This is a genomic window from Nocardia sp. 852002-20019_SCH5090214 (assembly GCF_001665865.1).
Taxonomy (GTDB): domain Bacteria; phylum Actinomycetota; class Actinomycetes; order Mycobacteriales; family Mycobacteriaceae; genus Nocardia; species Nocardia nova.
In genome coordinates this window covers 94,245-116,249 of the sequence record NZ_LZMK01000285.1, presented here as the reverse complement: position 1 = coordinate 116,249, position 22,005 = coordinate 94,245, and the positions used below count along the sequence as shown (strand labels likewise).

General features: G+C 67.7%; 18 protein-coding genes. 8 read left to right on the top strand and 10 right to left on the bottom strand.

Going from position 1 to position 22,005, the window contains the following annotated elements:
• Window positions 1-101 precede the first annotated feature (101 nt).
• Genes A5780_RS22440 through cysD form a run of 5 tightly spaced genes read right to left on the bottom strand, consistent with a single transcriptional unit; the run spans window position 102 to window position 6,108 of the window.
• Entirely contained in the window at window positions 102-1,238 is a 1,137-nt protein-coding gene (locus tag A5780_RS22440) for a sulfotransferase (RefSeq protein ID WP_064909513.1), read from the bottom strand.
• Between the two features lie 13 nt (window positions 1,239-1,251).
• Window positions 1,252-2,043: an SDR family oxidoreductase gene (locus A5780_RS22435; RefSeq protein WP_063018253.1), complete on the bottom strand. Its 792-nt coding sequence runs from the start codon at window positions 2,041-2,043 to the stop codon at window positions 1,252-1,254.
• Entirely contained in the window at window positions 2,040-3,278 is a 1,239-nt protein-coding gene (locus tag A5780_RS22430; protein WP_064909512.1) for a hypothetical protein, read from the bottom strand. Before A5780_RS22430 ends, A5780_RS22435 begins: the two co-directional genes overlap by 4 nt.
• A gap of 35 nt (window positions 3,279-3,313) precedes the next feature.
• Entirely contained in the window at window positions 3,314-5,203 is a 1,890-nt protein-coding gene (gene cysC / locus A5780_RS22425; RefSeq protein ID WP_030514769.1) for an adenylyl-sulfate kinase, read from the bottom strand.
• Window positions 5,203-6,108 (bottom strand): sulfate adenylyltransferase subunit CysD, encoded by a 906-nt coding sequence (cysD, locus tag A5780_RS22420; RefSeq protein ID WP_030514770.1) that lies wholly within the window; start codon window positions 6,106-6,108, stop codon window positions 5,203-5,205. The genes cysC and cysD overlap by 1 nt, the downstream gene beginning before the upstream one ends.
• 413 nt (window positions 6,109-6,521) lie before the next feature.
• Between cysD and A5780_RS22415 the strand changes: the two genes are divergently transcribed.
• Window positions 6,522-7,403, top strand: a complete 882-nt coding sequence (locus A5780_RS22415) for an IclR family transcriptional regulator (protein ID WP_064909511.1) — start codon at window positions 6,522-6,524, stop codon at window positions 7,401-7,403.
• Window positions 7,404-7,520: 117 nt separating this feature from the next.
• Window positions 7,521-7,985 (top strand): PASTA domain-containing protein, encoded by a 465-nt coding sequence (locus tag A5780_RS22410; protein ID WP_064909510.1) that lies wholly within the window; start codon window positions 7,521-7,523, stop codon window positions 7,983-7,985.
• A 285-nt stretch (window positions 7,986-8,270) separates the two neighbouring features.
• On the opposite strand, the gene A5780_RS22405 is transcribed toward A5780_RS22410, so the two are convergent.
• A complete protein-coding gene (locus A5780_RS22405) occupies window positions 8,271-9,038 on the bottom strand; it encodes an SDR family oxidoreductase (protein WP_064909509.1) in 768 nt (255 codons plus the stop codon).
• A gap of 372 nt (window positions 9,039-9,410) precedes the next feature.
• On the opposite strand from A5780_RS22405, the gene A5780_RS41210 reads away from it, so the two are divergent.
• Together A5780_RS41210 and A5780_RS22395 are read left to right on the top strand one after the other, a co-directional pair.
• On the top strand, window positions 9,411-10,322 hold the full coding sequence (locus A5780_RS41210) for a CPBP family intramembrane glutamic endopeptidase (RefSeq protein WP_064909522.1): 912 nt from the start codon (window positions 9,411-9,413) through the stop codon (window positions 10,320-10,322).
• A gap of 28 nt (window positions 10,323-10,350) precedes the next feature.
• Entirely contained in the window at window positions 10,351-11,634 is a 1,284-nt protein-coding gene (locus A5780_RS22395) for an FAD-binding oxidoreductase (RefSeq protein ID WP_064901494.1), read from the top strand.
• Window positions 11,635-11,777: 143 nt separating this feature from the next.
• On the opposite strand, the gene A5780_RS22390 is transcribed toward A5780_RS22395, so the two are convergent.
• Entirely contained in the window at window positions 11,778-12,194 is a 417-nt protein-coding gene (locus A5780_RS22390) for a cytochrome c oxidase subunit 4 (RefSeq protein ID WP_030514776.1), read from the bottom strand.
• A gap of 18 nt (window positions 12,195-12,212) precedes the next feature.
• On the bottom strand, window positions 12,213-13,211 hold the full coding sequence (locus A5780_RS22385) for a cytochrome c oxidase subunit II (protein ID WP_082857405.1): 999 nt from the start codon (window positions 13,209-13,211) through the stop codon (window positions 12,213-12,215).
• A gap of 455 nt (window positions 13,212-13,666) precedes the next feature.
• Between A5780_RS22385 and asnB the strand changes: the two genes are divergently transcribed.
• From asnB to A5780_RS22365, 4 genes are all read left to right on the top strand, one after another.
• The gene (gene asnB, locus A5780_RS22380; protein WP_064909508.1) at window positions 13,667-15,592 is read left to right on the top strand and encodes an asparagine synthase (glutamine-hydrolyzing); all 1,926 of its coding nucleotides are present in this window, start codon (window positions 13,667-13,669) and stop codon (window positions 15,590-15,592) included.
• A 223-nt stretch (window positions 15,593-15,815) separates the two neighbouring features.
• Window positions 15,816-16,166, top strand: coding sequence for a hypothetical protein (locus tag A5780_RS22375; RefSeq protein ID WP_064909507.1), 351 nt, complete (start codon window positions 15,816-15,818; stop codon window positions 16,164-16,166).
• A 52-nt stretch (window positions 16,167-16,218) separates the two neighbouring features.
• Entirely contained in the window at window positions 16,219-16,488 is a 270-nt protein-coding gene (locus A5780_RS22370; protein WP_063018276.1) for a DUF2277 family protein, read from the top strand.
• 281 nt (window positions 16,489-16,769) lie between these two features.
• The gene (locus A5780_RS22365; RefSeq protein WP_064909506.1) at window positions 16,770-18,362 is read left to right on the top strand and encodes a metallophosphoesterase family protein; all 1,593 of its coding nucleotides are present in this window, start codon (window positions 16,770-16,772) and stop codon (window positions 18,360-18,362) included.
• 96 nt (window positions 18,363-18,458) lie between these two features.
• Here A5780_RS22365 and A5780_RS22360 read toward each other — a convergent pair whose 3' ends face one another.
• Both A5780_RS22360 and A5780_RS22355 read right to left on the bottom strand, forming a co-directional pair.
• Window positions 18,459-20,462 (bottom strand): hypothetical protein, encoded by a 2,004-nt coding sequence (locus A5780_RS22360; RefSeq protein WP_030514783.1) that lies wholly within the window; start codon window positions 20,460-20,462, stop codon window positions 18,459-18,461.
• Window positions 20,463-20,500: 38 nt separating this feature from the next.
• Window positions 20,501-21,541, bottom strand: coding sequence for an acetyl-CoA carboxylase biotin carboxylase subunit family protein (locus tag A5780_RS22355; protein ID WP_369817451.1), 1,041 nt, complete (start codon window positions 21,539-21,541; stop codon window positions 20,501-20,503).
• Between the last annotated feature and the right edge of the window lie 464 nt (window positions 21,542-22,005).

The following is a 22,005-nucleotide window of genomic DNA, read 5'->3' as shown; positions in this document are numbered from 1 at the left end:
CGCGCGTACAACGCCGCCTCGGCGCCCCCCGCCCCCCCGGGGGGACCCGGCGGGGGGCGGGGGGGGGCCGCCCCCGGCGCCCCGCGGCGGGTACAGCGATCTCAGAGGTCGGCGAAGACCGATCTCACCTCGTCTTCGGTCAGCCCGTAGTCGGCCAGCGAATACTTGTGCGCGGGCTTGCGGTCGCCCGATTTGCTCTCCTCGTCGAGCGCCCGCATCGCGTTCCGGGCCGCCTCGGTGTAATCCAGCCCGAACGTCGAATAGATCTTCTCGACGGTGCCGAACGGATCCGCCCGCAGATCCTCGAACTGGATGTCGAGGAACTGATCGGGGTTGTATCGCGCACGCGCGGAATTGAATTCGCGCAGGCCCCGCGACCAGAGTTCGAGCTGAGTGCGGCCGATCGTCTCCCCGACGAAGGTGTTCGACCAGCCCTTGGTGGCCTGTTCGGACAGGCTGCACGACGAACCGACGATGGTCACCGGGTCGCGGTGGGTCTGGATGATCAGCGCGTCGGGGTAGACCTCCATCAGCGCGTCCAGCGCGAACAGGTGGCTCGGGTTCTTCAGCACCCAGCCCCTCGTGTCACCCAGGCCGATCAGCTGCAGATTCTGCTTGTGCCGCTGATAGGCGTTGGTCCAGTCCTGCTTCTGCAACCACTGCGAATAGGTCGGCAGATAGGCCAGTGATTCGTAGGCGATGGATTTCACCGTCTGGCGCAGCAGCTGCCAGCATTCCTCGACCTCGGCGGCACTCATGTAATGCAGGCCCATGAATTCCGGATTGTCGATGTGATGCTGCGCGAAACCGGCGTCGATCTGCTGGAACACCGGATTGTCGGCCCAGGTCTCGCGCGGCGGACGCGGCTGCGGCAGTTCGGTCAGCCACATCTCGAGCGCCTGATGCTGCGGGTCGGCGGCCAGCAGCCGATGCAGCGCGGTGGTGCCGGTGCGGGGCAGGCCGGTGACGAAGATCGGCCGCTCGATCGCGGTCTCGGCGTAGCCGGGATTGGCCTTCCAGGACGCCTCGCTCAGCGCGCGCGCGACCAGTGCGCCGCGCAGGAAATAGCGGTTCATCTTGGAACCGAGTTCGGTGAGGTCGGCGTCGCGCCGATACGAGTCGAGCAGCACACCGAGCGCCTCGGTGTAGTCGTCGGGGCCGAAATCGGTGAGCCCGCACGCCTTGGTGGCGGATGCGTGCAGATCCTCGACGGTGCCGACGTTGGTACGAGCGGTCATGAAATTCTGTTCCTCACACGTGGTATTCGCCGCAGTTGACGTCCAGGGTCTGGCCGGTGATGGCACTGGCCCACTCCGAGGCGAGAAACACCACGGCCCTGGCGATCTCGTCCGGTTCGGGCAGGCGCTTGAGATCCGACCGGGAGGCGGTCTGCTCGTACACCTGGTCGACCGTGATGCCGTACTTCTTCGCGACCTCACCGAAATACCACTTCAGCTGATCGGCCCAGATGTAGCCCGGCGCCACACTGTTGACCCGAATTCCCTTGGCGCCCAATTCGGTTGCCAGCGTCTGCGACATGGCCAGCAGCGCCGACTTGGCGACCTTGTAGCTGCCGTAGCGCGGTTCGGAGTGCCGCAGCACCGACGAATTGATCATCACCACCGCGCCCCGGGTCTTGGCCAGTTCGTCGGTGAAGGCCTGGGTCGCCCGCAGCGTGCCCAGCACCGTCAGCTCGAGGCTGTCGCTGATCTGCCGGAAGTCGGTGCGCGCCAGCGACTTCATCGACGGCATCGCGAACGCGTTGTTGACCAGCGCGTCGACCCGGCCGAAGGTCTCCACCGTGCGCTCGACCAGATTCGCCACCGCGGCGTCGTCGGTGATGTCGGTCGGCACGATCAGGCTCGTCCCGCCGGCGGCGTCGATCTCGTCGGCCACCTCCCGCAGCCGCGATTCGGTGCGCGCGGCCAGCACCACCTTCGCGCCGGCCGCGGCCGCCTGCACGCACAGCGAGCGGCCCAGTCCGGGACCCACGCCGCTGATCACGACCACCTTGTCGGCCAGCAGGCCCGTTCCGGCGCTCATCCGAGCATCCGATCGGCGAAACCGCGCTGGCGGTCGGCGATGCGGGCGCGCCAGCCCTGCCCGTCGATCCGGTTGAGTTCGTAGTGCGGCAACTGCGCCGCCACTTCGTCGAAGGGCACCAGGGCGAATCGCGGCCCGTCCGCGGGGGTCATCTCCCGGGCGACGCGCTGCCATCGGAACTGCAGGATGCCGCGGCGGCGTCCGGTGGTCTCGATCCAATTGGTGATGCCCGGGTTGCGAGCCGAGACCACCATGCGGATCATCCCGTCCGGATCGACCTGGGCCTGAGCGCTGTTGAGGCTGGTCTGGTGGTTGACGTAGTCGAGGGAGATGTACCAGCGGCTACCCAGCTGGAATCCCTGATAGGGCGCATCGGATTTCGGCACCGTGATCACCAGCGCCTGGTCGTCGTCGAGATCGAAGTGGCCGACCGAGGAGTACTGGGTGCTGAGTCCGCCCGGGGTGAGCCGCGGTTCGGTGAGGGTGTTCACCGGCAGGTCGAGGTAGAACCACTTGGGGAAGTTGAACCAGGTGTGGATGCGCTGCACCAGCGCCCGCGCCGCGGCCCGATACCGCTTGCGCAGCTGGTCGACACCCGGCTCGGGGGCCGCGGTGCCGACGGTGTCGAGGCGCTCGATGCGGATGCTGCCCTTCGTCTCCGCGTTCCAGTCGCCGTAGACCTCGCGCACCGCGAGCATCGAGGCACCCTCGCCGAGGACGAAATAGTTCGGCCCGGCATCGGCTTTCGGCGGGCCGAAGCGGAGCTGGTAGCTGCCGTCGGCGGCGATCTGCAGGCGCCGGTCGTCGAAGGCGTCGTCGCCGTTGGGCACGTCGGTGGCGGTGTAGTCGCCGCGCAGCACCTGGAAGCTGAGGTCGACGGTACTGCCGCGGACACCGGTGAGCAGATATTCCGCACCCGGCTCGACATTGGCGTGGTAGTAGAGCGTATCCGGATTGTCCAGGCCCATTTTCGCGTGCGGGCCGGTGGAGCTCACGAAGTACGGGTGGCTGGTGCCGTGCGTGCCCGACAGCTGCAGGCACGCGGCGATACTGCCCGCGAGGTAGTCGTATCCCTCGGCGAGATCCTTCTCGTCGTTGATGAAATCCGCTGCCGCGATCAGCTTCTCGGCCTCGGCGATCGCCGCGGTGAACGGTTCGGTGAGCGACCCGCCGCCCGGAAGTCCGTTTCCGGCGGCGGTATTGGTTCCCGGTGACGATCCTGTCGATGTACTCATGTCGTCCTAGCGTGTTGTGCGGGCAGAACTGCGGTTCACAGTCTCAGTTCGCGGCGGATCAGCGCGGCGATTTCGGCGGGTGAGCCGTGATCGGGAGTGATCACGAGCTCGGCGTCTTCGGGACGTTCGTAGGGCGAGTCGATGCCGGTGAACTCCGGCAGCCGGCCCGCGCGGGCCTTGGCGTACAACCCCTTCGGATCCCGGCGCTCACACACCTCCAGCGGGGTGTCGACGAAGATCTCGTGGAAGTCCAGACCACTCGCGGCGTGCACCCCGCGCGCCTGCTCGCGCTGGTCGGCGAACGGGCTGATCACCGAGACGATGGCGATCAGACCGGCGTCGGCGAACAACGAGGCGACCTGAGCCACCCGGCGGATGTTCTCGCGCCGGTCCTCGTCGGTGAAACCGAGGTCGGCGTTGAGCCCGTGCCGCAGATTGTCGCCGTCGAGCCGATAGGCCGGGCGGCCGGCGGCCACCAGCTGGCGCTCCAATTCCACGGCGATCGTGGACTTTCCGGAGCCGGACAGACCGGTCAGCCACACCGTCGCCCCGGCGTGCGGGCGCTGGCCGCGCCCCACCGAGGAGCTGTGCCAGACCACGTCCTCGCGCACCACCTTCGGCGCCGCCGAGGCGTCCGGCGCCGACTCCGGCCCGGTGTCGCGGGCCAGGATCATCCCGGCGGCCACGGTCTGATCGGTGTCCTCGTCGATGAGGATGAAACTGCCGGTGCGGCGATTGTCGCGGTAGCTGTCGACCATCAGCGGACGCTGACCGCGCAGGGTGAGGCGGCCGATGTCGTTGAGCGCCAGGGCATTCGCGTCCGTGACACGGTGCAAGGTGTTGACGTCGAGCCGGTAGTCGAGGTCGTGGACCTGGACGCGGGTGGTCTGGGCGGCGGTGCGGATCGCGTAGCGCGCACCGGGCCGCAGTTCGGTGGTCTCGGAGAACCAGCACACCATGGCGTCGACCTCATCGGCGATGTGCGGCCGATTTCCCGGGCGGGCCAGCATATCCCCACGCCCGACATCGACTTCGTCGTCGAGTTCCACCGAGACCGCCATCCCGGTGAACCCCTCGTCGACCTTCACCCCGCCCGGTCCCCAGATCCGCGCGACCCGCGACGAACGCCCGGACGGCAGCACGACCACCTCGTCGCCGGGTTTGAAGATGCCGCCTGCGATGGTCCCGGCATAGGTGCGATGCCCGGCCCCGCTGGTGCCGGCATCGGCGTGCGGGCGGATCACGTACTGCACCGGCAGCCGCGCGTCGATCAGATTGCGGTCCGAGGCGATGTGCACCTGTTCGAGGTGGCTCAGCAGCGGCGGGCCCGCATACCACGGGGTGTGCGCGGAGTCGGTGACCACATTGTCGCCGTGCAGCGCCGACACCGGCACGAAACTCAGATCGCCGACGGTCAGTTTCGCCGCGAAATCGGCGAATTCCTCGCGGATCTCGTCGAATCGCGCGGCCGACCAGTCCACCAGATCCATCTTGTTCACGCACACCACCAGGTGCGGCACCCCGAGCAGCGAGGCCAGGAACGCGTGCCGGCGGGTCTGCTCGACCACGCCCTTGCGCGCGTCGACCAGGATCAGCGCCAGATCCGCCGTGGAGGCGCCGGTCACCATATTGCGCGTGTACTGCACGTGGCCCGGGGTGTCGGCGATGATGAACTTGCGGCGCGGCGTGGTGAAGTAGCGGTAGGCCACGTCGATGGTGATGCCCTGTTCCCGTTCGGCGCGCAGGCCGTCGGTCACCAGCGCCAGATCCGTTGCGGCGTCGCCGCGTTGGGCACTGGCCCGTTCGATGGCGGCCAGCTGATCGGAGAACAGGCTCTTGGAGTCGTAGAGCAGGCGGCCGATGAGGGTGGACTTGCCGTCGTCGACGCTGCCGGCTGTCGCGAGACGTAACAGATTGCGGCTCATCAGAAGTAGCCCTCCCGCTTTCGGTCTTCCATCCCGGATTCGGAGATGCGGTCGTCGGCGCGGGTGGCGCCGCGTTCGGTGAGCCGGGTGATCGCGGTTTCGGCGATCACGGCCGCCGGATTGTCGGCCTCGCTCTCGATACATCCGGTGCAGGTGGCGTCGCCGACGGTGCGGAACCGCACCGTCGTCTCGAACACCGGTTCGTCCGGGCCGGGTGTCAGGAAAGGATTGGCGGCCAGCAGCATTCCGTCGCGGCGGAAGACCGGGCGGCGGTGCGCGTAATACAGCGGCGGCAGTTCCACCGCTTCGCGGTCGATGTACTCCCAGATATCGAGTTCGGTCCAGTTCGACAGCGGGAACACCCGGATGTGCTGGCCCGCACGGTGTTTGCCGTTGTAGAGGTTCCATACCTCCGGGCGCTGCGCCCGCGGCTCCCAGGCACCGAATTCGTCGCGGAAACTGAACACCCGCTCCTTGGCGCGCGCCTTCTCCTCGTCGCGGCGCGCCCCGCCGAACACAGCGTCGAAGCGATGTTCGCCGATCGCGCGCAGCAATGTGGTGGTCTGCAACCGATTCCGGCTCTCCCCCGGGCGTTCGGTGACCCGCCCGGCGTCGATATCGTCCTGTACCCGCGCCACCAGCAGCCGCGCGCCGAGCCTGGCCGCCGTGCGATCGCGGAATTCGATCACCTCGTCGAAGTTGTGCCCGGTGTCGACGTGCAGCAGCGCGAACGGCAGCGCCGCCGGCCAGAACGCCTTGCGGGCCAGCTCCAGCATCACCGCCGAATCCTTACCGCCGGAGAACAGCAGCACCGGTCGTTCGAAGGTGGCCGCCACCTCCCGGAAGATGTGCACCGATTCGGCCTCGAGGGCCGACAGATGCGACAGCTCGTATCCCGTCCGCATCACATTCGCCTTGTCCGCATCGCTCGCATCGCTTCCCCGGATCCGAAATCTCGACCACTTCGGAGTTGCGTTGTCGAATATTCGACGCTATTGTTCGATATTGTGACACCGACGATAAGCGGACAGCTGCGCGTCGGTCAAGGGGCTGTGGACGACGGGGCGCGTTCGCAGCCGCCATACCGGGTGCGAAGTCGCTGCATCGTCCTGAGCCGCGACTCCGATTCGGCGCACGCAGATCCGACGGCTCGAGAGCCGACCAGCGCCTCGAAGTCCGGTCCTCCACCGCGCCGAAGCCGGGACTCGCCGACCATTCAGCGCTCGGGACCGGGAAGCCGGCCCGACTCGCACCGGTACGGTGAGCGGCGGCGCGGGACCGGTGTGACTCGTCACCGCTATCGACCAGAAAGGGCGCGATGTCCGAGAGCACCGAGGTCACTCCTACCGCCTCCGCGGGATCACCACCCACGCATCGCGTAGTGCGGGTAGTCGAACTGCTGTCGCGCCGGCCCGCCGAGCACTTGTCGCTGGCGCGGATCGTGCGCGAGACCGGACTGTCGAGGGCGACGGCACATGCGGTGCTGACCCAGCTCACTACCGACGGCTGGACGGTGCGCGATCTCGACGGCAACTACGGGCTCGGGATGGGGCTGCTCGCCGTCGCACGCCGCGCGGAGGCGGCCTTCCCGCTGCGCCGCCTGGCTGCCGACCTGCTGCGGGAATTCGTTGCCGAACAGGGCTTTCCGGTTTTCCTGGCCGAGCGCGACGACGGTTCGATCATCATCACCGAGGTCGCCGGCACCCCGTCGGTCCCGTGGATCCGGCAGGGCCGCCGCCTGCCCCTGGCACCGCCGGTGGCCCGTGAATTCATCGCCTGGGCACCGGCTTCCGAACGCACCGCCTGGATCGCCCACGCCGACCCCGCCCATCGCGAACGCCTGCTCGCGGTCCTCCACGCCGTGCGCGACCGCGGTTACTCCGTCGAGCGCCTCGCCGACGAATCCGCTCCGGTCCTCGAAGCCCTTGCCGCCCTGCGCAATTCCCCGGTCACCGATCCACTCCGCAACCGCCTGGGCAGCATGATCACGGACCTGATCACCATCGACTACCTCCCCGACGAACTCGGCGCCGAGAACGCCGTAGTCACCGTCGCCGCCCCCATCTTCGCCGGCGACCGCGTCATCGCCGCCGTAGTCGCCTGCCCCGACACCCGCCTCTCCGCCCAGCACCTCACCGCCCTCGGCGCAGCGATCACCGCCACCGCGGAAAAGATCACCCGAACCACCACCGGCACCTGACCGATCGGCATGCTCTGCCCGCACACAGATGCGCCCGCCAACCGAGCGAAGGCAACAGCAATCGTCTCCTCACCGAGGGTCCGCGCACATCGACGCGGAAGCAACTACGGTCGGGATGTGCCGACCACAACCTTCCTCCGCCGTTCCAACCACCACCGCCGTACCGTTCTGTCCCTGCGGATTTCGATCGCCGCACTCGCACTGACCGCGGCACTGTCCGGCTGCGATTCCGAAACTGCCACGCCCGCAACGTCTACCACCGGTGCGACCACGGCGACCGCCACCGCAGCCACGTCCGGCACACCGAATGCCGCCAACCCGGCACAGCCCACCGGCACGACCACATCCCCCGCGGCCGGCACGGTCAGCGTCCCGGATGTCCGCGGCGACCGCCCGGCCCTCGCCGACCAGCTCCTCACCGCCGCGGGCCTGCACGCACACATCACCGGCGGCACCAGCCGCGGCCCGGGCGGCGGCCAATGCGTGATCACCACTCAGAATCCCGACGCGGGCGTCTCGGTCCCCACCGGCGCCACCATCGAGCTCACCACCGGCGAGGTCGGCGGGCAGAGTCCCTGCTGAACCGCGGCCATCGAGATACGTTCGCGCCATGGAGTTTTCCGGAGGTTGGGACACCGTAGCGACCCTGGTGGACTATCCCTGGGTCGAGCGGCGGCCGCGCCGGCCGGGGGCGCAACTGCTGCGCGAAACGCGGCTGCTGCCGGGCGACCGGCGAGCTCCGCAGACGAGCGTCTTGTGGCATCGACTCTGGCCGTGGCATGAGGTGACTCACCGCCACGAAACGGACGCCCCCGCCCCTATCCACCGCGGACCGGCCGGGCTGCTCTCGCGCTTGTCGCCCACGGATCAACCACGCAGCCGGTAGCTGGGGCTCGGGTTCGCGGCCACATACTCCGCCCACGTGCGCGTGCCGTCGGCGTGGTCGGGGCAGGTGTTGTCACCGGCGCGGAAGGCGCGGGCGATCGTGCCGGGTAGCGGGAGCGGCACCGTGCGGTGCGGGCGGCCGTGGTGTTGCTGCCAGATCTTCGTTAGTTCCTTCAGGGTGAGCACCTGTGGGCCGCCGAAATCGTCCGCGCGGGTGCGTGGTTCGCCTTCTACCAAGTCGGTGAGGCGGGTGGCCACATCTTCGGTGGCGACCGGTTGAAAGCGGAAATCCAAGGGCAGCGGCGCGATCGGGAGCTTCTGCACCGCGGACAGGACCGCGGCGATGAGGTCGTGGAATTGGGTGGCGCGCTGAATCGTGTGCGGCACACCGCTGTCGGCGATCAGTTGTTCGCAGGCGAGTTTGTTGCGGTAGTAGCCGAAAGGGATGCGGTCGATGCCGACGATCGACACATAGAGCAGATGCCGCGCTTCCCCGGCGGCCGCGAGCAGGTTCCGCGTCTGCTCGATGTCGGGTTTACCGAACCGCCGGAAATCCGAAGCCGCGTGCACGATCGACTCCGCGCCCTCGGCAGCGTCGCGCACCCCGGCACCGGTCGTCAGATCCCCCACATGCGTCCCCGCACCCGGGCGCCGCGACAGCACCCGCACGTCGTGCCCGCGTTCCCGCAGCCGATCCACGACATGCCGCCCGAGCGCTCCCGTCCCACCGGTCACCAGCACTGTGCTCATGCCCCTACCCAACCCCGCACCCGGAGTCCGGGCAAGCACCCGATAGCCGATGTCACATCCGAATCACCACACCCGCCCGCCACCATCGGACCGCCGCCGCACGAGACGGTAAGTGTCTGCAGATCCGGTCATGGTGAATCAATCGTGCAAACCTCGCCGAATTCGGCGGTTTTCCGCATTTCCTGTGGCGGTTTGCACGAAAAGTTCAGGGTACGTCCGGCGCGCCCGCACATCGGCGGACACGCCGTCCGAACCACACTGCGCGGGAACCGATTCCACTTGCACCGCGTCGAAGTATCCGGGGGCGCCGAATGCCGAGACCGGTGGCGGCCGATCCCGATCGGCATCGGATTCAGTCGCAAGGACGGACATATGATTGCTCGGCGTTCGGATATCGCCACATACATCGTGGTGGCGTACGCACTCGCATGGGTGCTGGCGTCGATTCCCTGGATCGACGGGAAGGGGCTGGAATCGGTCCCGTGGCTGAACGATGGCGCGGCCCTCATGATGTTCGCCCCGACAGTGGCCGTTCTCGTCGCACGGTCGAGGATGCGGCAGCCTGTGCTCGCGCGCCCCGCCGCACCGGGCGTCCCGGCGGCCCCCGGCTTCGCCGCCGACGTCGGCCTCGGCCTCGGTCCGGCACCTGCCCGCACTGCTCGGTTGATCGTCGCCGCCTGGCTCGGCACGCAAATGGTCGCGTGGATCGCCTATGAGATCAGCGCGGCGCTCGGCTGGTTCCATTTCGATCTGGGTAAGTTCGACACCTCGACGGTGGTCGCAATACTGTTCGAGACACTGACGACGTCCGTCATCGCGACGCTGCCGAACGCGCTCGGCGAGGAGATCGGCTGGCGCGGTTGGCTGTTGCCACAATTGATCTCCCGCTACGGCACCCCGGTGGCGCTGGTCGCGACCGGGGTCGTCTGGGCCCTCTGGCACGCTCCGCTCACACTGCTCGGTTACGGCTTCACCGATATCGGCGCCTGGTCGGCATTGGCCTACATCCCGTTCGCCGTCTGCTTCGGCGCCGTCCTCGGCTGGCTGCGGCTGCGGTCGGCCAGCGTGTGGCCCGCCGCGGTCGCGCACGCGTCGTGGAACAGCGGAGTGTTGATCTTCGGCGCCCTGCGGTCGGCCGACTCGAGCGAGCACGCGCACACGCTACTGGGCGGTTCCGGGCTCCCCGGGTGGATTCTGTGGGCGGCCGTCGCGGCCGCATTGTTCGCCTTCGCGCCGGTAGCGAAAACCCCCGCACCTGCACTGCGAACTTCGGTGCAGACGTAGCGCCGCTACTGTGGTTAGCTTTGAGGCCATGAGTACCACGCTCGCTGCTCTGCCGGAGGAATATCTGCCCCGCGACACCGCGGATGTCGTTCGCACAGTGCGGGATTCACGACCGCAACCGCTGACCGTGCGCGGCGGCGACCACAGCAGCGAGCCGCTCGACGACGAACCGGCCCCGCCCGACCGTCGCATCGTGATGTCGCTGCGCCGGATGAACCGGGTGCAGGCGGTGGACGCCGATGCGCGGCTGGTGCGCGTGCAGGCCGGCGCACGGCTGTCCGATATCGATCGCACCCTGGCAGCACACGGCCTCGGCCTGCCGATCGTCGGCGACCACCGCGAGATCACGGCCGGCGGTTTCGCCGCCGTCGGCGGGCTCAGCGCGGCCTCGCACCGCTACGGCATGTTCAGCGACAACGTGGTCGCCCTCGAATACGTGGACCCCGAGGGCAGGTTCGGCACCTGCGGGCGCACCCATCATGCCGAGCGATTCCACCGCATCCTCGGCGGAGCCGGGCGCACCGGCATCATCACGGCGCTGACGCTGCAAGCCATCGAGGTCGACAAGGACCACACCTGGCTCACCTCCGATGCCCACCGCTTCCTCGACTTCGACACCTTCGTCGAACACTCGCACGCCGAGATCACCCGCCCCGGCGATGCCCTGCTGCAGGTCGGCCGCTGGGTCGACACCGCGCCGCTGCGCGTCTCGCGTCCGGTCGGCACCGGGAACATCCAGCTGGGCACGGTCCGCTTCGGCCAGTGGTCGAGTCTGCACCCCACCACCGCCACCCCCTCGCTGCGGGCCCGCCGCGAACTGGGTGCGCGGGCGCGAAAGTCGTTGGGCGCCATCGCCTCGGCCGCGGGTGGCCGCGCCGGTATGCCGGTGCGCAACGCCGCCGCCGGTGCGCTGATGTTCGCCCCCAAGGTACTCACGTTGCGCGACGCCGAATATCTCGCCGACACCGTGATCAGCTCCTCCGAGCGCGGCCCGGCCTACCGGGTGGCGGTCTTCGCGCCCCTGAGCAGCTACAGCACCGTCTTCCACCGCCTGCACGACCTGTTCGCCGAACATCGCGAGCGCAGCGGCGCCATCACGGTCATCTCCGCCATGACCTACGGCGTGCGGTCCCCGTATCTGCACGAGTCCGCCGGCGAGGACCACGGCTTCATCACCTTCACCTGCCGCCTGCGCCCCACCGGCACCTACTCCGGCCGCTCCGGCGCCCCGGAACTGTTGCGCGACATCACCTCCGGCATCGACGACATCTGCCGCTCCGAACGCGCCCGCCGCTACCACACCCCCGACTGACCCACTGCGAAGACCGAACGCCCCGGCAGACATGTCGGGGCGTTCGGCATTTCCGGCGATATTCCCTCTCGGCGATTTCTCGTAAAGCCCCCATCAACGACGAAGCGCCCCGGCCGAAGCCGGGGCGCTCGAGCGTCGGATGCTCAGTGCTTCTCGGGTCCCACGTGGTACTCGAACACCAGACCGGCGACCGAGGCCAGGATGCAGAGCACGCCCAGGCCGATCAGCCAGTACTGGAAGAACGCGAAGCCGAGCGCGGTAACCGAGGCGGAACCGGCCAGCAGGATGGGCCAGAAGCTGCCGGGCGAGAAGAAGCCCAGGTCGCCGGCACCGTCGACGATTTCGGCCTCTTCGTAGTCCTCCGGGCGCAGATCCAACCGGCGCGCCACGAAGCGGAAGTAGGTGCCGACGATCAGCGTCAGTCCGGCGGTCAGCACGATGGCGGTGGTACCCGCCCACTCGACGCCGGTGCGGGACTGGCCGGTGAAGAATCCGTAGACGACGGCCACGATGATGAAGAACACCGTGAGCAGCTCGAAGATGCGTGCTTCGACCTTCATGTCTGTTCAGTACCCTTCTTACTTGCTCTCGGCCTGGCTGGCTTCACGCGCGGTGCGACGGGTGTCGAACGGGTGCGTGGTGGTCGCGACCGGCGACTCGCCGATGCTCGACAGGGCCTCGGCATTGGTCTTACCCGCTTCGCGGGCGGCGATGTACTTGTCGAACTTGTCCGGCGTCACGGCACGCACTTCGAAGTTCATCATCGAGTGGAAAGTACCGCACATCTCCGCGCAGCGGCCGACGAAAGCACCCTCGTGCTCGATCTTGGTGATCTGGAAGGTGTTGTCGGAGTGGTTTTCCTTCGGGTTCGGCATCACGTCGCGCTTGAACAGGAACTCCGGCACCCAGAAGGAGTGGATGACGTCGGCGGAGGCCAGCTGGAATTCCACGACCTTGTTGGTCGGCAGCACCAGCACCGGGATCTCGTTGGACGAGCCGATGGTCTCGACCTTGTCGTAGTGCAGGTAGGAGATGTCGTTGGCGGGCAGGCCGTGCACCGGACCCGGCTGCGGGTGGCCGTCGGCGGTGCGCTCCTTGTACTCGGACTGGATCTGCTCGTTCAGCGCCTGACGGGTCTGGTCGACACCCTCGTAGACCTGGCCGTTCTGACCGACGACCTTCTGGTAACCGAACTTCCAGTTCCACTGGAACGCGGTCACGTCGACGACCACATCCGGGTTCGAGGTCTTCTCGTGCACGTAGTTCTGCACGACCACGGTGAAGTAGAACAGCACCGCGATGATCACGAACGGAATCGCCGTGTAGGTCAGCTCCAGCGGCACGTTGTACCCGGTCTGCCGCGGGAACTCCGGGGAGGTCTTCTTCTTGCGGTGGAAGGTCACGGTCCAGAAGGTCAGACCCCAGACCAGCACACCCATCGCCAGGGCGGCGACGACCGACCACGTCCACAGTTCCCGCATCCGGGTCGCCTGCGGGGTCACACCCGTGGGCCAGCCGAACCGAAGCACGGGATTGTCGATCGAGCAGCCCGAGACGAGCATCACGGTGATCCCCATGGACACCGCCAGCCCGGCCCGCCGAAGGATGCGGCCCCGCCGTACCCGGGCGGGTCGTGCCCCTATCGCTTCGCTCGCCTTGTGCGCCACGCTCAACGCCTTCCTGGTCGTCCATCCGACACGGCGCCACCCGGATGCCGGGCAGCGCGTTTTCAGCACGTTCGGGAGCCTTTCGCGAGCCGCGCCGAACGCACGGCCGACCACGAGAGTTCCCGAGTACTACGCAGCGTAGACCAAACCGCCTCCCGCGTTGTGCCCGGGTCGCTTTCGACACACCGGCCACCGGGTGCGATCCCGGCCGATCGGTTGCGCCGCCCGCGCGCGCGGGCGCGAAATCCCAGGCGAGGGCGACCGCCGCCCAGCGAGGCGACGAGCCGGGCCGCGGTGCGGCATACTCGGGGACTGGTTTCGAATGTTCTCCGCGTACCCGATCCGGAAACGAGGTTCTCGACGCAGTGTGTGGACTGCTGGGATTTCTGACCGCCGATGTGGCCACCGACTCCGTCGTACAGCAGGTGTACGACGCCTTGCAGTGCGGGCGCCATCGCGGCCCGGACGAGCGCGGCACCTGGCACGACGAACACATCATCCTGGGCTTCAACCGCCTCTCGATCATCGACATCGAGCATTCGCATCAGCCGCTGCGCTGGGGTCCGCCGGAGAATCCGCAGCGTTATGCGCTGGCGTTCAACGGTGAGATCTACAACTACCTGGAGTTGCGCGCGCAGCTGAGCGACGAATTCGGGGCGCGGTTCGCCACCGAGGGCGACGGTGAGGCGATCGTCGCGGCCTATCACCACTGGGGCACCGCGGCATTCTCCAAGCTGCGCGGCATGTTCGCCTTCGCCATCTGGGACACCGAAACCCAGGAGCTGGTGCTGGCCCGCGACCCGTTCGGCATCAAGCCGCTGTTCCTGGCCACCGGCCCGGGCGGCACCGCCTACGCCAGCGAGAAGAAGAGCCTGCTGGAACTGTTGCCCGCGCTGAATCTGTCGGATGCGCTGGATCCGCGCGCGCTCGAGCACTACACGGTGCTGCAGTACGTGCCGGAGCCGGAGTCGCTGCACGCGAACATCCGCCGGCTGGAATCGGGATGCTACGCCACGCTGCGTCCCGGGGCCGCGCCGGAAGTGACCCGCTACTTCGAGCCGAACTTCCGGGTGCGCCCGTTCGCGGCCGGCTCGGAGGAGGCACGCTACCGCGAGATCGCGGCGGTGCTCGAGGATTCGGTCGCCAAGCACATGCGCGCGGACGTCACCGTCGGCGCCTTCCTGTCCGGTGGCATCGACTCCACCGCGATCGCGGCGCTGGCGATCCGGCACAACCCGAATCTGCTCACCTTCACCTCGGCGTTCGAGCGGGAGGGGTATTCGGAGGCCGACGTGGCGGCCGAGACCGCGGAGGCGATCGGCGCGAAGCATTTCATCCGCACCGTGAGCCCCGAGGAGTTCGCCGGCGCGATCCCCGAGATCGTCTGGTACCTCGACGATCCGGTGGCCGATCCGGCACTGGTGCCGCTGTATTTCGTGGCGCAGGAGGCCCGCAAGCACGTCAAGGTGGTGCTCTCCGGTGAGGGTTCCGACGAGCTGTTCGGCGGCTACACGATCTATCGGGAACCGTTGTCGCTCAAGCCCTTCGAATACCTGCCGAAGGGTGTGCGGCGACTGGCCGGCAAGCTCTCGGACCGGATTCCGGACGGAACGCGCGGCAAGAGCCTGCTGCATCGCGGTTCGCTGCCGCTCGAGCAGCGCTATTACGGCAACGCCCGCAGCTTCAACGACGCCCAGTTGCGGGCGGTGCTGCGCGAATTCCGTCCGGAATGGACGCACCAGGATGTGACGGCCCCGATCTACGCGCGCTCACGCGGCTGGGATCCGGTGGCGCGCATGCAGCATCTGGACCTGTTCACCTGGTTGCGCGGCGACATCCTGGTCAAGGCCGACAAGATGACCATGGCCAACTCGCTGGAGCTGCGGGTGCCGTTCCTGGACCCCGAGGTGTTCGCGGTCGCCGAGCAGATCCCGTATCAGCAGAAGATCACCAAGGAGACCACCAAGTACGCGCTGCGTCGCGCACTCGAGACGATCGTCCCGCCGCATGTGCTGCACCGGCCGAAGCTGGGCTTCCCGGTGCCGCTGCGGCACTGGCTGCGCGGCCCGGAGCTCTACGACTGGGCCGCCACCCAGATCGCGGAATCGCAGACCGACCATCTGCTGGACAAGTCCGCGATCAAGGCGATGCTCGAGGCACACCGCGCCGGCAACGGCGACCACAGCCGTCGCCTGTGGACCCTGCTGGTGTTCATGATCTGGCACGGCATCTTCGTCGAGAACCGGATCAAGCCCGATATTCAGGAGCCCACCTACCCCGTGCGGCTCTAGCCGTTACCGCGAGGCGGCGTCGCACCGCGGCCGATCACGGCGCGGCGGTGCGGCGCTGGCCTCATCGATTTCCTTTCGTACGCGTGCATAGACGTCACGTCATCTTTTCGACGCTCTTGAACGTGCCGTTAAATAGCGGTACATTAAATGGCGTCAAGCAAGTTGAGCGGCTCGGCTCGAGCCGTGGACGGATATGACCGAGACACGTACATAAGGAATTCCGATGGTTCGAAACGAACTGCCCTCGAAGATCCGCACCCGCATGTCCCGCACGGTGATCGCGGTCGCCATCGCGGCGGCCCCGATCGTGGCGGCCGCCGGCCCCGCTCTCGCCGAACCGGCGGTGGCCCCGGCCCAGTCCCAGGAAGTCCAGACACCCGGAACCGATATCCAGTTCGTCCACGGCTGGGGGCATCACGGCTGGGGCCATCACGGCGGCTGGGGAATGCCCGGCTGGGGCGGCCCGCGCGGAGGTTACGGCGGCTATCCCGGGTGGTACAGCCCGTGGACCGGTGGTTACGGGTATGGCTACGGCTACGGCTATTCGCCGTTCTCGAGCGGCAGCGCCGCCTGAGCCGGTATCAGACGGCTCGATCGCAACCGGCACGCGGCCTACCCTCGTAAGCATGTGCCGAAACATCACCGCGCTGCGCGGCTTGGACCCCGCGGCGACACCTGAGGAAATCGACGCGGCCGCGCTGCAGTACGTCCGCAAGGTGGGTGGTCTGAGCAGCATCTCCGAGACCACCCGCCCCGCGGTCGAGGAGGCCGTCGCCGAGATCGCGGCGGCGACCACCCGGCTGCTGGCGGCGCTGCCAGAGCGCAAAGCCCCGCCGAAGTCGGTTCCTCCGCTGCGGCGCCCGGAAGTGCAAGCCCGCATCGCCGCTCGCGCCTGAGCAGGGCGGCGGACCGGTTCTCGATGGCGTTCGGCTCGTGATTCACCCGGCGTTCGCCGTGGCGTGGGGTTTTCTGAACCCGCGCACGGTTGGGTGGAGGGATGGACGAGCGGGATGCGTCGGAGCCGGTATCGGAGCAGGCGGGTAGCGCCGGGGCGGGGGCGGGTCCTGGTTCGACGCCGGGCGGCGGTACGCACGGAGATGACACCGCCGGGCCGGACGCCGCTGCTCGAGTAGGAGGGCCCGAGGATGGCGGCGCTCGCCCCGACCGATCGCGCGGGGTGAGCCGGCGGTGGCTGTTCGGCGCGTCGGGGGCGGCGGCGATCGCCGGGCTGGCCGTGGGCGCGGGGACGACGGCGGCATTGCACGGCGACGGATCGTCGACCGGCAGCGGCGGGCGATTCTGGCCGCTGTCGCCGGAATTGGCGATCGAGCCGGCCCGGGTGGCGGCACCACCGGTCACGGGGTTGCACCTGCAGTTCGGCGCCGACGCCGCGCGCGAGGCCGTGGTGAGCTGGCAGAGTCCGGGTTCGGTGCGCAATCCGGTGGTGCGATTCGGCACGGCGACAACGGGTTTCGGCGCGACCGCCCAGGCGCAGACCCGGGTCTACCGGGACGCCGCCTCGGGCACGGAGGTGTACGCCCATCACGCGGTGCTGAGCGGGCTCACGCCGGACACCGACTACATCTACGCGGCCGGACACGACGGCGCCACACCGGAATTGGGCACACACCGCACCGCGCCGGCGGGCCGGGCCGCGTTCCGCTTCACCAGTTTCGGCGATCAGGGCACCCCGACGCTCGGCAAACTGGACAACGGCCGCTACGTCAACGACAACCTCGGCTCCCCCGTCGCCGGAGATGTCACCGCGGGGATCGAACATCTCGCCCCGCTTTTCAATCTCGTCAACGGCGACCTGTGCTACGCCAATCTCGCCACCGACCGGATCCGCACCTGGAACGACTGGTGGGCCAACAATTCTCGCTCCGCTCGCCACCGACCGTGGATGCCGGCGCCCGGCAATCACGAGAACGAACGCGGCAACGGTCCGATCGGTTACGAGGCGTTCCAAACGTATTTCACCGTGCCCGACAGCGGGGCCGAGGATCTCGCGCGCGGGCTCTGGTACGCCTTCACGGTCGGCGCGGTCCGGGTGATCGCGGTGGCCAACGACGACATCTGCCTGCAGGACGGCGGCAACTCCTACGTGCACGGCTACTCGGGCGGCGCCCAGAAGCGCTGGCTCGACGAGGAACTGGCCGCCGCTCGAGCCGACCGCGCCATCGACTGGATCGTCGTGTTCATGCACCAGACCGCGATCTCCTCGGCCGATAAGGCCAACGGCGCCGATCTGGGGATCCGCCAGGAGTGGCTGCCGCTGTTCGACCGCTACCAGGTCGATCTGGTGCTGTGCGGACACGAACACCATTACGAGCGTTCACATCCCGTCCGCGGCGTCCTCGGCAGCGACACCCTCACCCCGAAACCGGTCCCGGAGGCGGTCACACCCGCCACCGCGACCGCACCCGAGATCATCGACACCTCCAAGGGCACAGTGCATCTCGTGATCGGTGGCGGCGGCACCTCCGCCCCCTCGAACGGGCTGTTCTTCCCCGGACAGCAGTGCCGGGTGATCACCGGTGTCGGCGCCGTCGACCCCGGCACGGGTAAGAAGGCGCCGATCTACGTGATGGAGCAAGCACCCTGGTCCGCCTTCAAAGACCCCGAACACCCATACGGTTTCTGCGCTTTCGACGTGAACCCCGGCTCCCCCGGCGGCCACACCACCATGACGGCCACCTACTACGCCGTCACCGACACGCTGAAACCGGTGGACTCCTTCATCCTCACCCGCCCCCGCTCCGACAGCTGACCCACAGCACGACGATCGCGCGGCGGTCGCGTCGCCCGCGGCCACGAGAGCCGCTCGCCACCGTGAATCGTCCGTGCACGCAACCTATCCGCCGGGTCACGACGGCGCATCGCTCACGATCTCCGGCAACCGGTCGGCACCCCAGCTGCGGTGGATGTAGCCGACGACCCGATCCAGCTCCGGACGCGCCACCGCGGCCGGTTCGCCGCGTTCGAGCGGGTCGAAGTGGAAGATGTAGAGCCGCGAGGCGAATTGCTCGAACGGCAGCGATCCCTCACCGAACCGTTCCCCGTGCCCGGCCGTGCCGACGACCACGCCGTCGCCCCAGTCCTGGCCACTGTCGTTGTTCGGATTGTAGAAATAGACCCGCATGGTGTCCTGCGGATCGAGGCTGACCCGCAGGATGGTGATCGCGTGCCAGCCGACGAACCGGGCGGCGCTGTCGGTCACCGCGATGCCGGCCGGCTGCGGGTGGATCAGCGGCTGATTGCCGTTGTAGAAGGGGTGGTAGCTGGCGTAGAAGTGCCGCAGGAATTCGTCGACGTCGATCAGCCGCCCGGTCTCGACGTCGACATTGATGCGGAATCCGCGGCCGGACCACCAGCCGTGGAATTCGGGGTTGATCCACCGATGCGGATCGCCCTCGCGCCCGGCGCAGCGCCGCCCCATTTCGGCGTAGATCCGATCGAGATGCGGGACGACCAGCAGCGATACCGGGTCAAGGTCCATCGGCAGCGAGGTCGCGACCCCGGCACCGGCCTCCTTCGAGGAGATCGGCTGTCCCTCGAAATGCATGACGATCTCGTCGTCGCGGGCCGCCCACGCCACGGTCTGCAACAGATAGTCGGGATCGTTGTAAGCCCACATCGACAGGGCGCGCGCCGACTGGCAGGTCGGGTTGTCGCCCTGTCCCACGCCGAGCGGCAGGCCCAGAATCGACAGCATCCCGGACAGCAACCGCGCCCGTGCGTCCGGCACCGGCCCGAACACCTCGTGCAGCCGCTCCCGCGAGCGCGGCGATACCTGCAGCGCGAGTTGCCGCCACAGCGCGGGCGCGACCGGCGGCTGATACAGAATCCCCCGCTCCAGCAGCAGCGCGAGCCCGTAGATGCCCTGCGCGGTCTCGACGTGCACGGCCTCCTCGATCAGGTTGCGCACGAGTTCGTGGTAGCACAGCAGGCTGTCGCGCCCGGTGCTGGACAAGCCCAGCGCCTCACCGAGCAGATATTCCCCCTTGGTCAGCAGGAACCGCAGCAGGACCGCGTGATACGGCGACACCAGCCCGGTGTCGTGCATCGAGCGCGCGAAACCCGTTGCCTCGTACTGCAATGCGCTGTCGTCCATACCGTCCAGGCGCGTGCGGTAGACCTCGACGCCCGGATCCTCCCGGCAGGCGTCGGTGGTGCCGTAGAGGCTGCTGATCAGCCGGTCCGCACCCAGCCCGGTGGCGCCGAGATCGATATCGGGATTGCTGCGGGCGACGGCGATCTGCGTGATCATCCGCTTCACCTGCTCGACCTGGATGGGTCGCTGGCGCAGAATCCGCCAGATCTCGTCGACGAGATGCTCGAGCACCTTCTCGTAGCCGATCTCCTCCACCAGGTGATGCAGCAGCTCCCGCGAGACCCGCGCCATCCGCCCCTGCTGTTCGCGTTCGGCCTCGCTGGGCGGGGTGAACAGCAGACTCAGGTTCACCGCCAGCACCTGCGACAGATGCCCCAGCGCCTGCTCCGCGCTCACCGACGGATGCGTGAACTCGCCCTTGGCCACCGCCAGCAGGCGCAGATCGCTCACCGTCTCCAGCACTACCGTGTCGGCGTTGGCGCTGCGCAACGAGCCCACACTCAGCGCCGGGATGAGGATCTCCGGTTTCGCCCAGTCGGTGCCCAGGAACAGCCCGGCCGCCTCGAGACCGCTCGCCCGCGCCCGCACCGCCGCGCAGCCGCCGGGCAGCAGCAGCACCCGCCGCAGCGCACCCAGCACCCTGGACAGCTTCACCTGCTTACCGAAATCGCTGGTGGCGCCCAGAATTCGCGTGGCTTCGTCCAGCGTGGCGAGACGTCTGTCCAGAGTGTCGTCGTCGCTGCCGAGTGGAGTCAATCAGGATCCTCCCGTGATCCATTCCTGCCGAGAAGGATTCATACGTAGAAGTCGAGTTCTTCCTGTCGCTTCAGCAGGTCCCGCAGAGCGTACGGGTCTTCGCCGAAGAAGTACAGCAGACCCCAGTGATTGCCGAATGCGGTTCGCTTGGTGACCTTTTCCGACAGCGGGGCGGTGAGCTCGTGGGTTTCGAAATACTCGTGATCCTCCGTCTCCTCCGGGATCGACAACCGGCTGACCACCCGCCGCCGCGGGTAGACGCCGAACGAGCCGGCATGTCCTTTCGCATCCACCACTTCCCGAGGGAAGAACTCCACGATCTCCTCCTCGGTGGTCTTCGGATCGAATGCGAGTACCAGCGCGTGATAGGCGTTGAATCCGTATGCGCGCTCGAGCAATTCGAACACCTTGAACCCGGGCGGGCGATAGGCGACCTCGCCGAAGTACATCTCACCGTCGCTGGTGACGAAATACTCCGGATGGACGAACCCGAATTCGATATCGAAGGTCTTGATCAGTTTTTCGACCTGCCGGGTGATCTCCGGCCGGTACTTTTCCAGTTCCGGGGTCGCGGGGACGAAGACGGAGTAGCCGAGCCGCACGTATTCGGAGATGTTGAGGAATCGGATCTTGCCGTCGTGGATCCACGCCTCGACCGCGAATTCCCAACCGTCCAAATGGGATTCCATCAGGACCGGGAACTCGTCGTCGGGGATGGCGTCGATCTCGTCGGGGGTGCGGATCACCCGGTGACCGAGGCAGCCGGCCTTGTCGAAGGCCTTGACATGTATCGGATCGTTCGGGTCGCCGTCGAGTTTGAGCAGGGTCTGGTTGACGCGCTTGAGGAACCGGATGACGTCGTCACGCTCGTGTGCCTCCTCGAAGATGCCCACCCGGATACCGCCCAGTTGCGCGCGCCGCTTCATCAGCGATTTGTCGCGCAGCAGCATGGCCTGGCCGAGCAGCCGCGGATTGTCCAGCAGCACCGAGTTGATCGCACCCGCCCATTCCACGGTCTCCTCGAAGATCGGGATGGCGACGTCGACGCCCATCTCCTTCAGGGTCTCGGCGATTTCCATCGACCGGTCGTTGAGTCGCTCGAAATTCCAGCGGAGGTAGGGTATTTCGTTCTCGGTGCAATATTCCTCTGCCCACTCCGGGGCAACGACCACATAACGCCGATCGAATCGGTCCACCGCTTCGACCGCGTTCAGACTCCAACCCAGCAGGGCGACATAGCCTTTGTCCGGGTTCCTGCGCTTCGATTCACGGGATGAAATCGACAAACCTGCTCCCCTCTTCGACCTCGGTGCACCGTTCGTCGATCGCGAGGTCGTCTTATCGCGCGGTGGTCCTGCGCTCGATACCGGGGGCTGCGAATTCGGCGGGCTCCGGTATCGCCGCGCGTGCGCTCGGCATCGTCGACGGGCGGCAACAACGGCGATCCGCTCTATCACCGTCATTGCTCACGGATACCCCGATGTTTCATTCCCAAACAGGGGCAACGCCGTTGCGTTATTGACGCACAATCATTTTCGCTGGT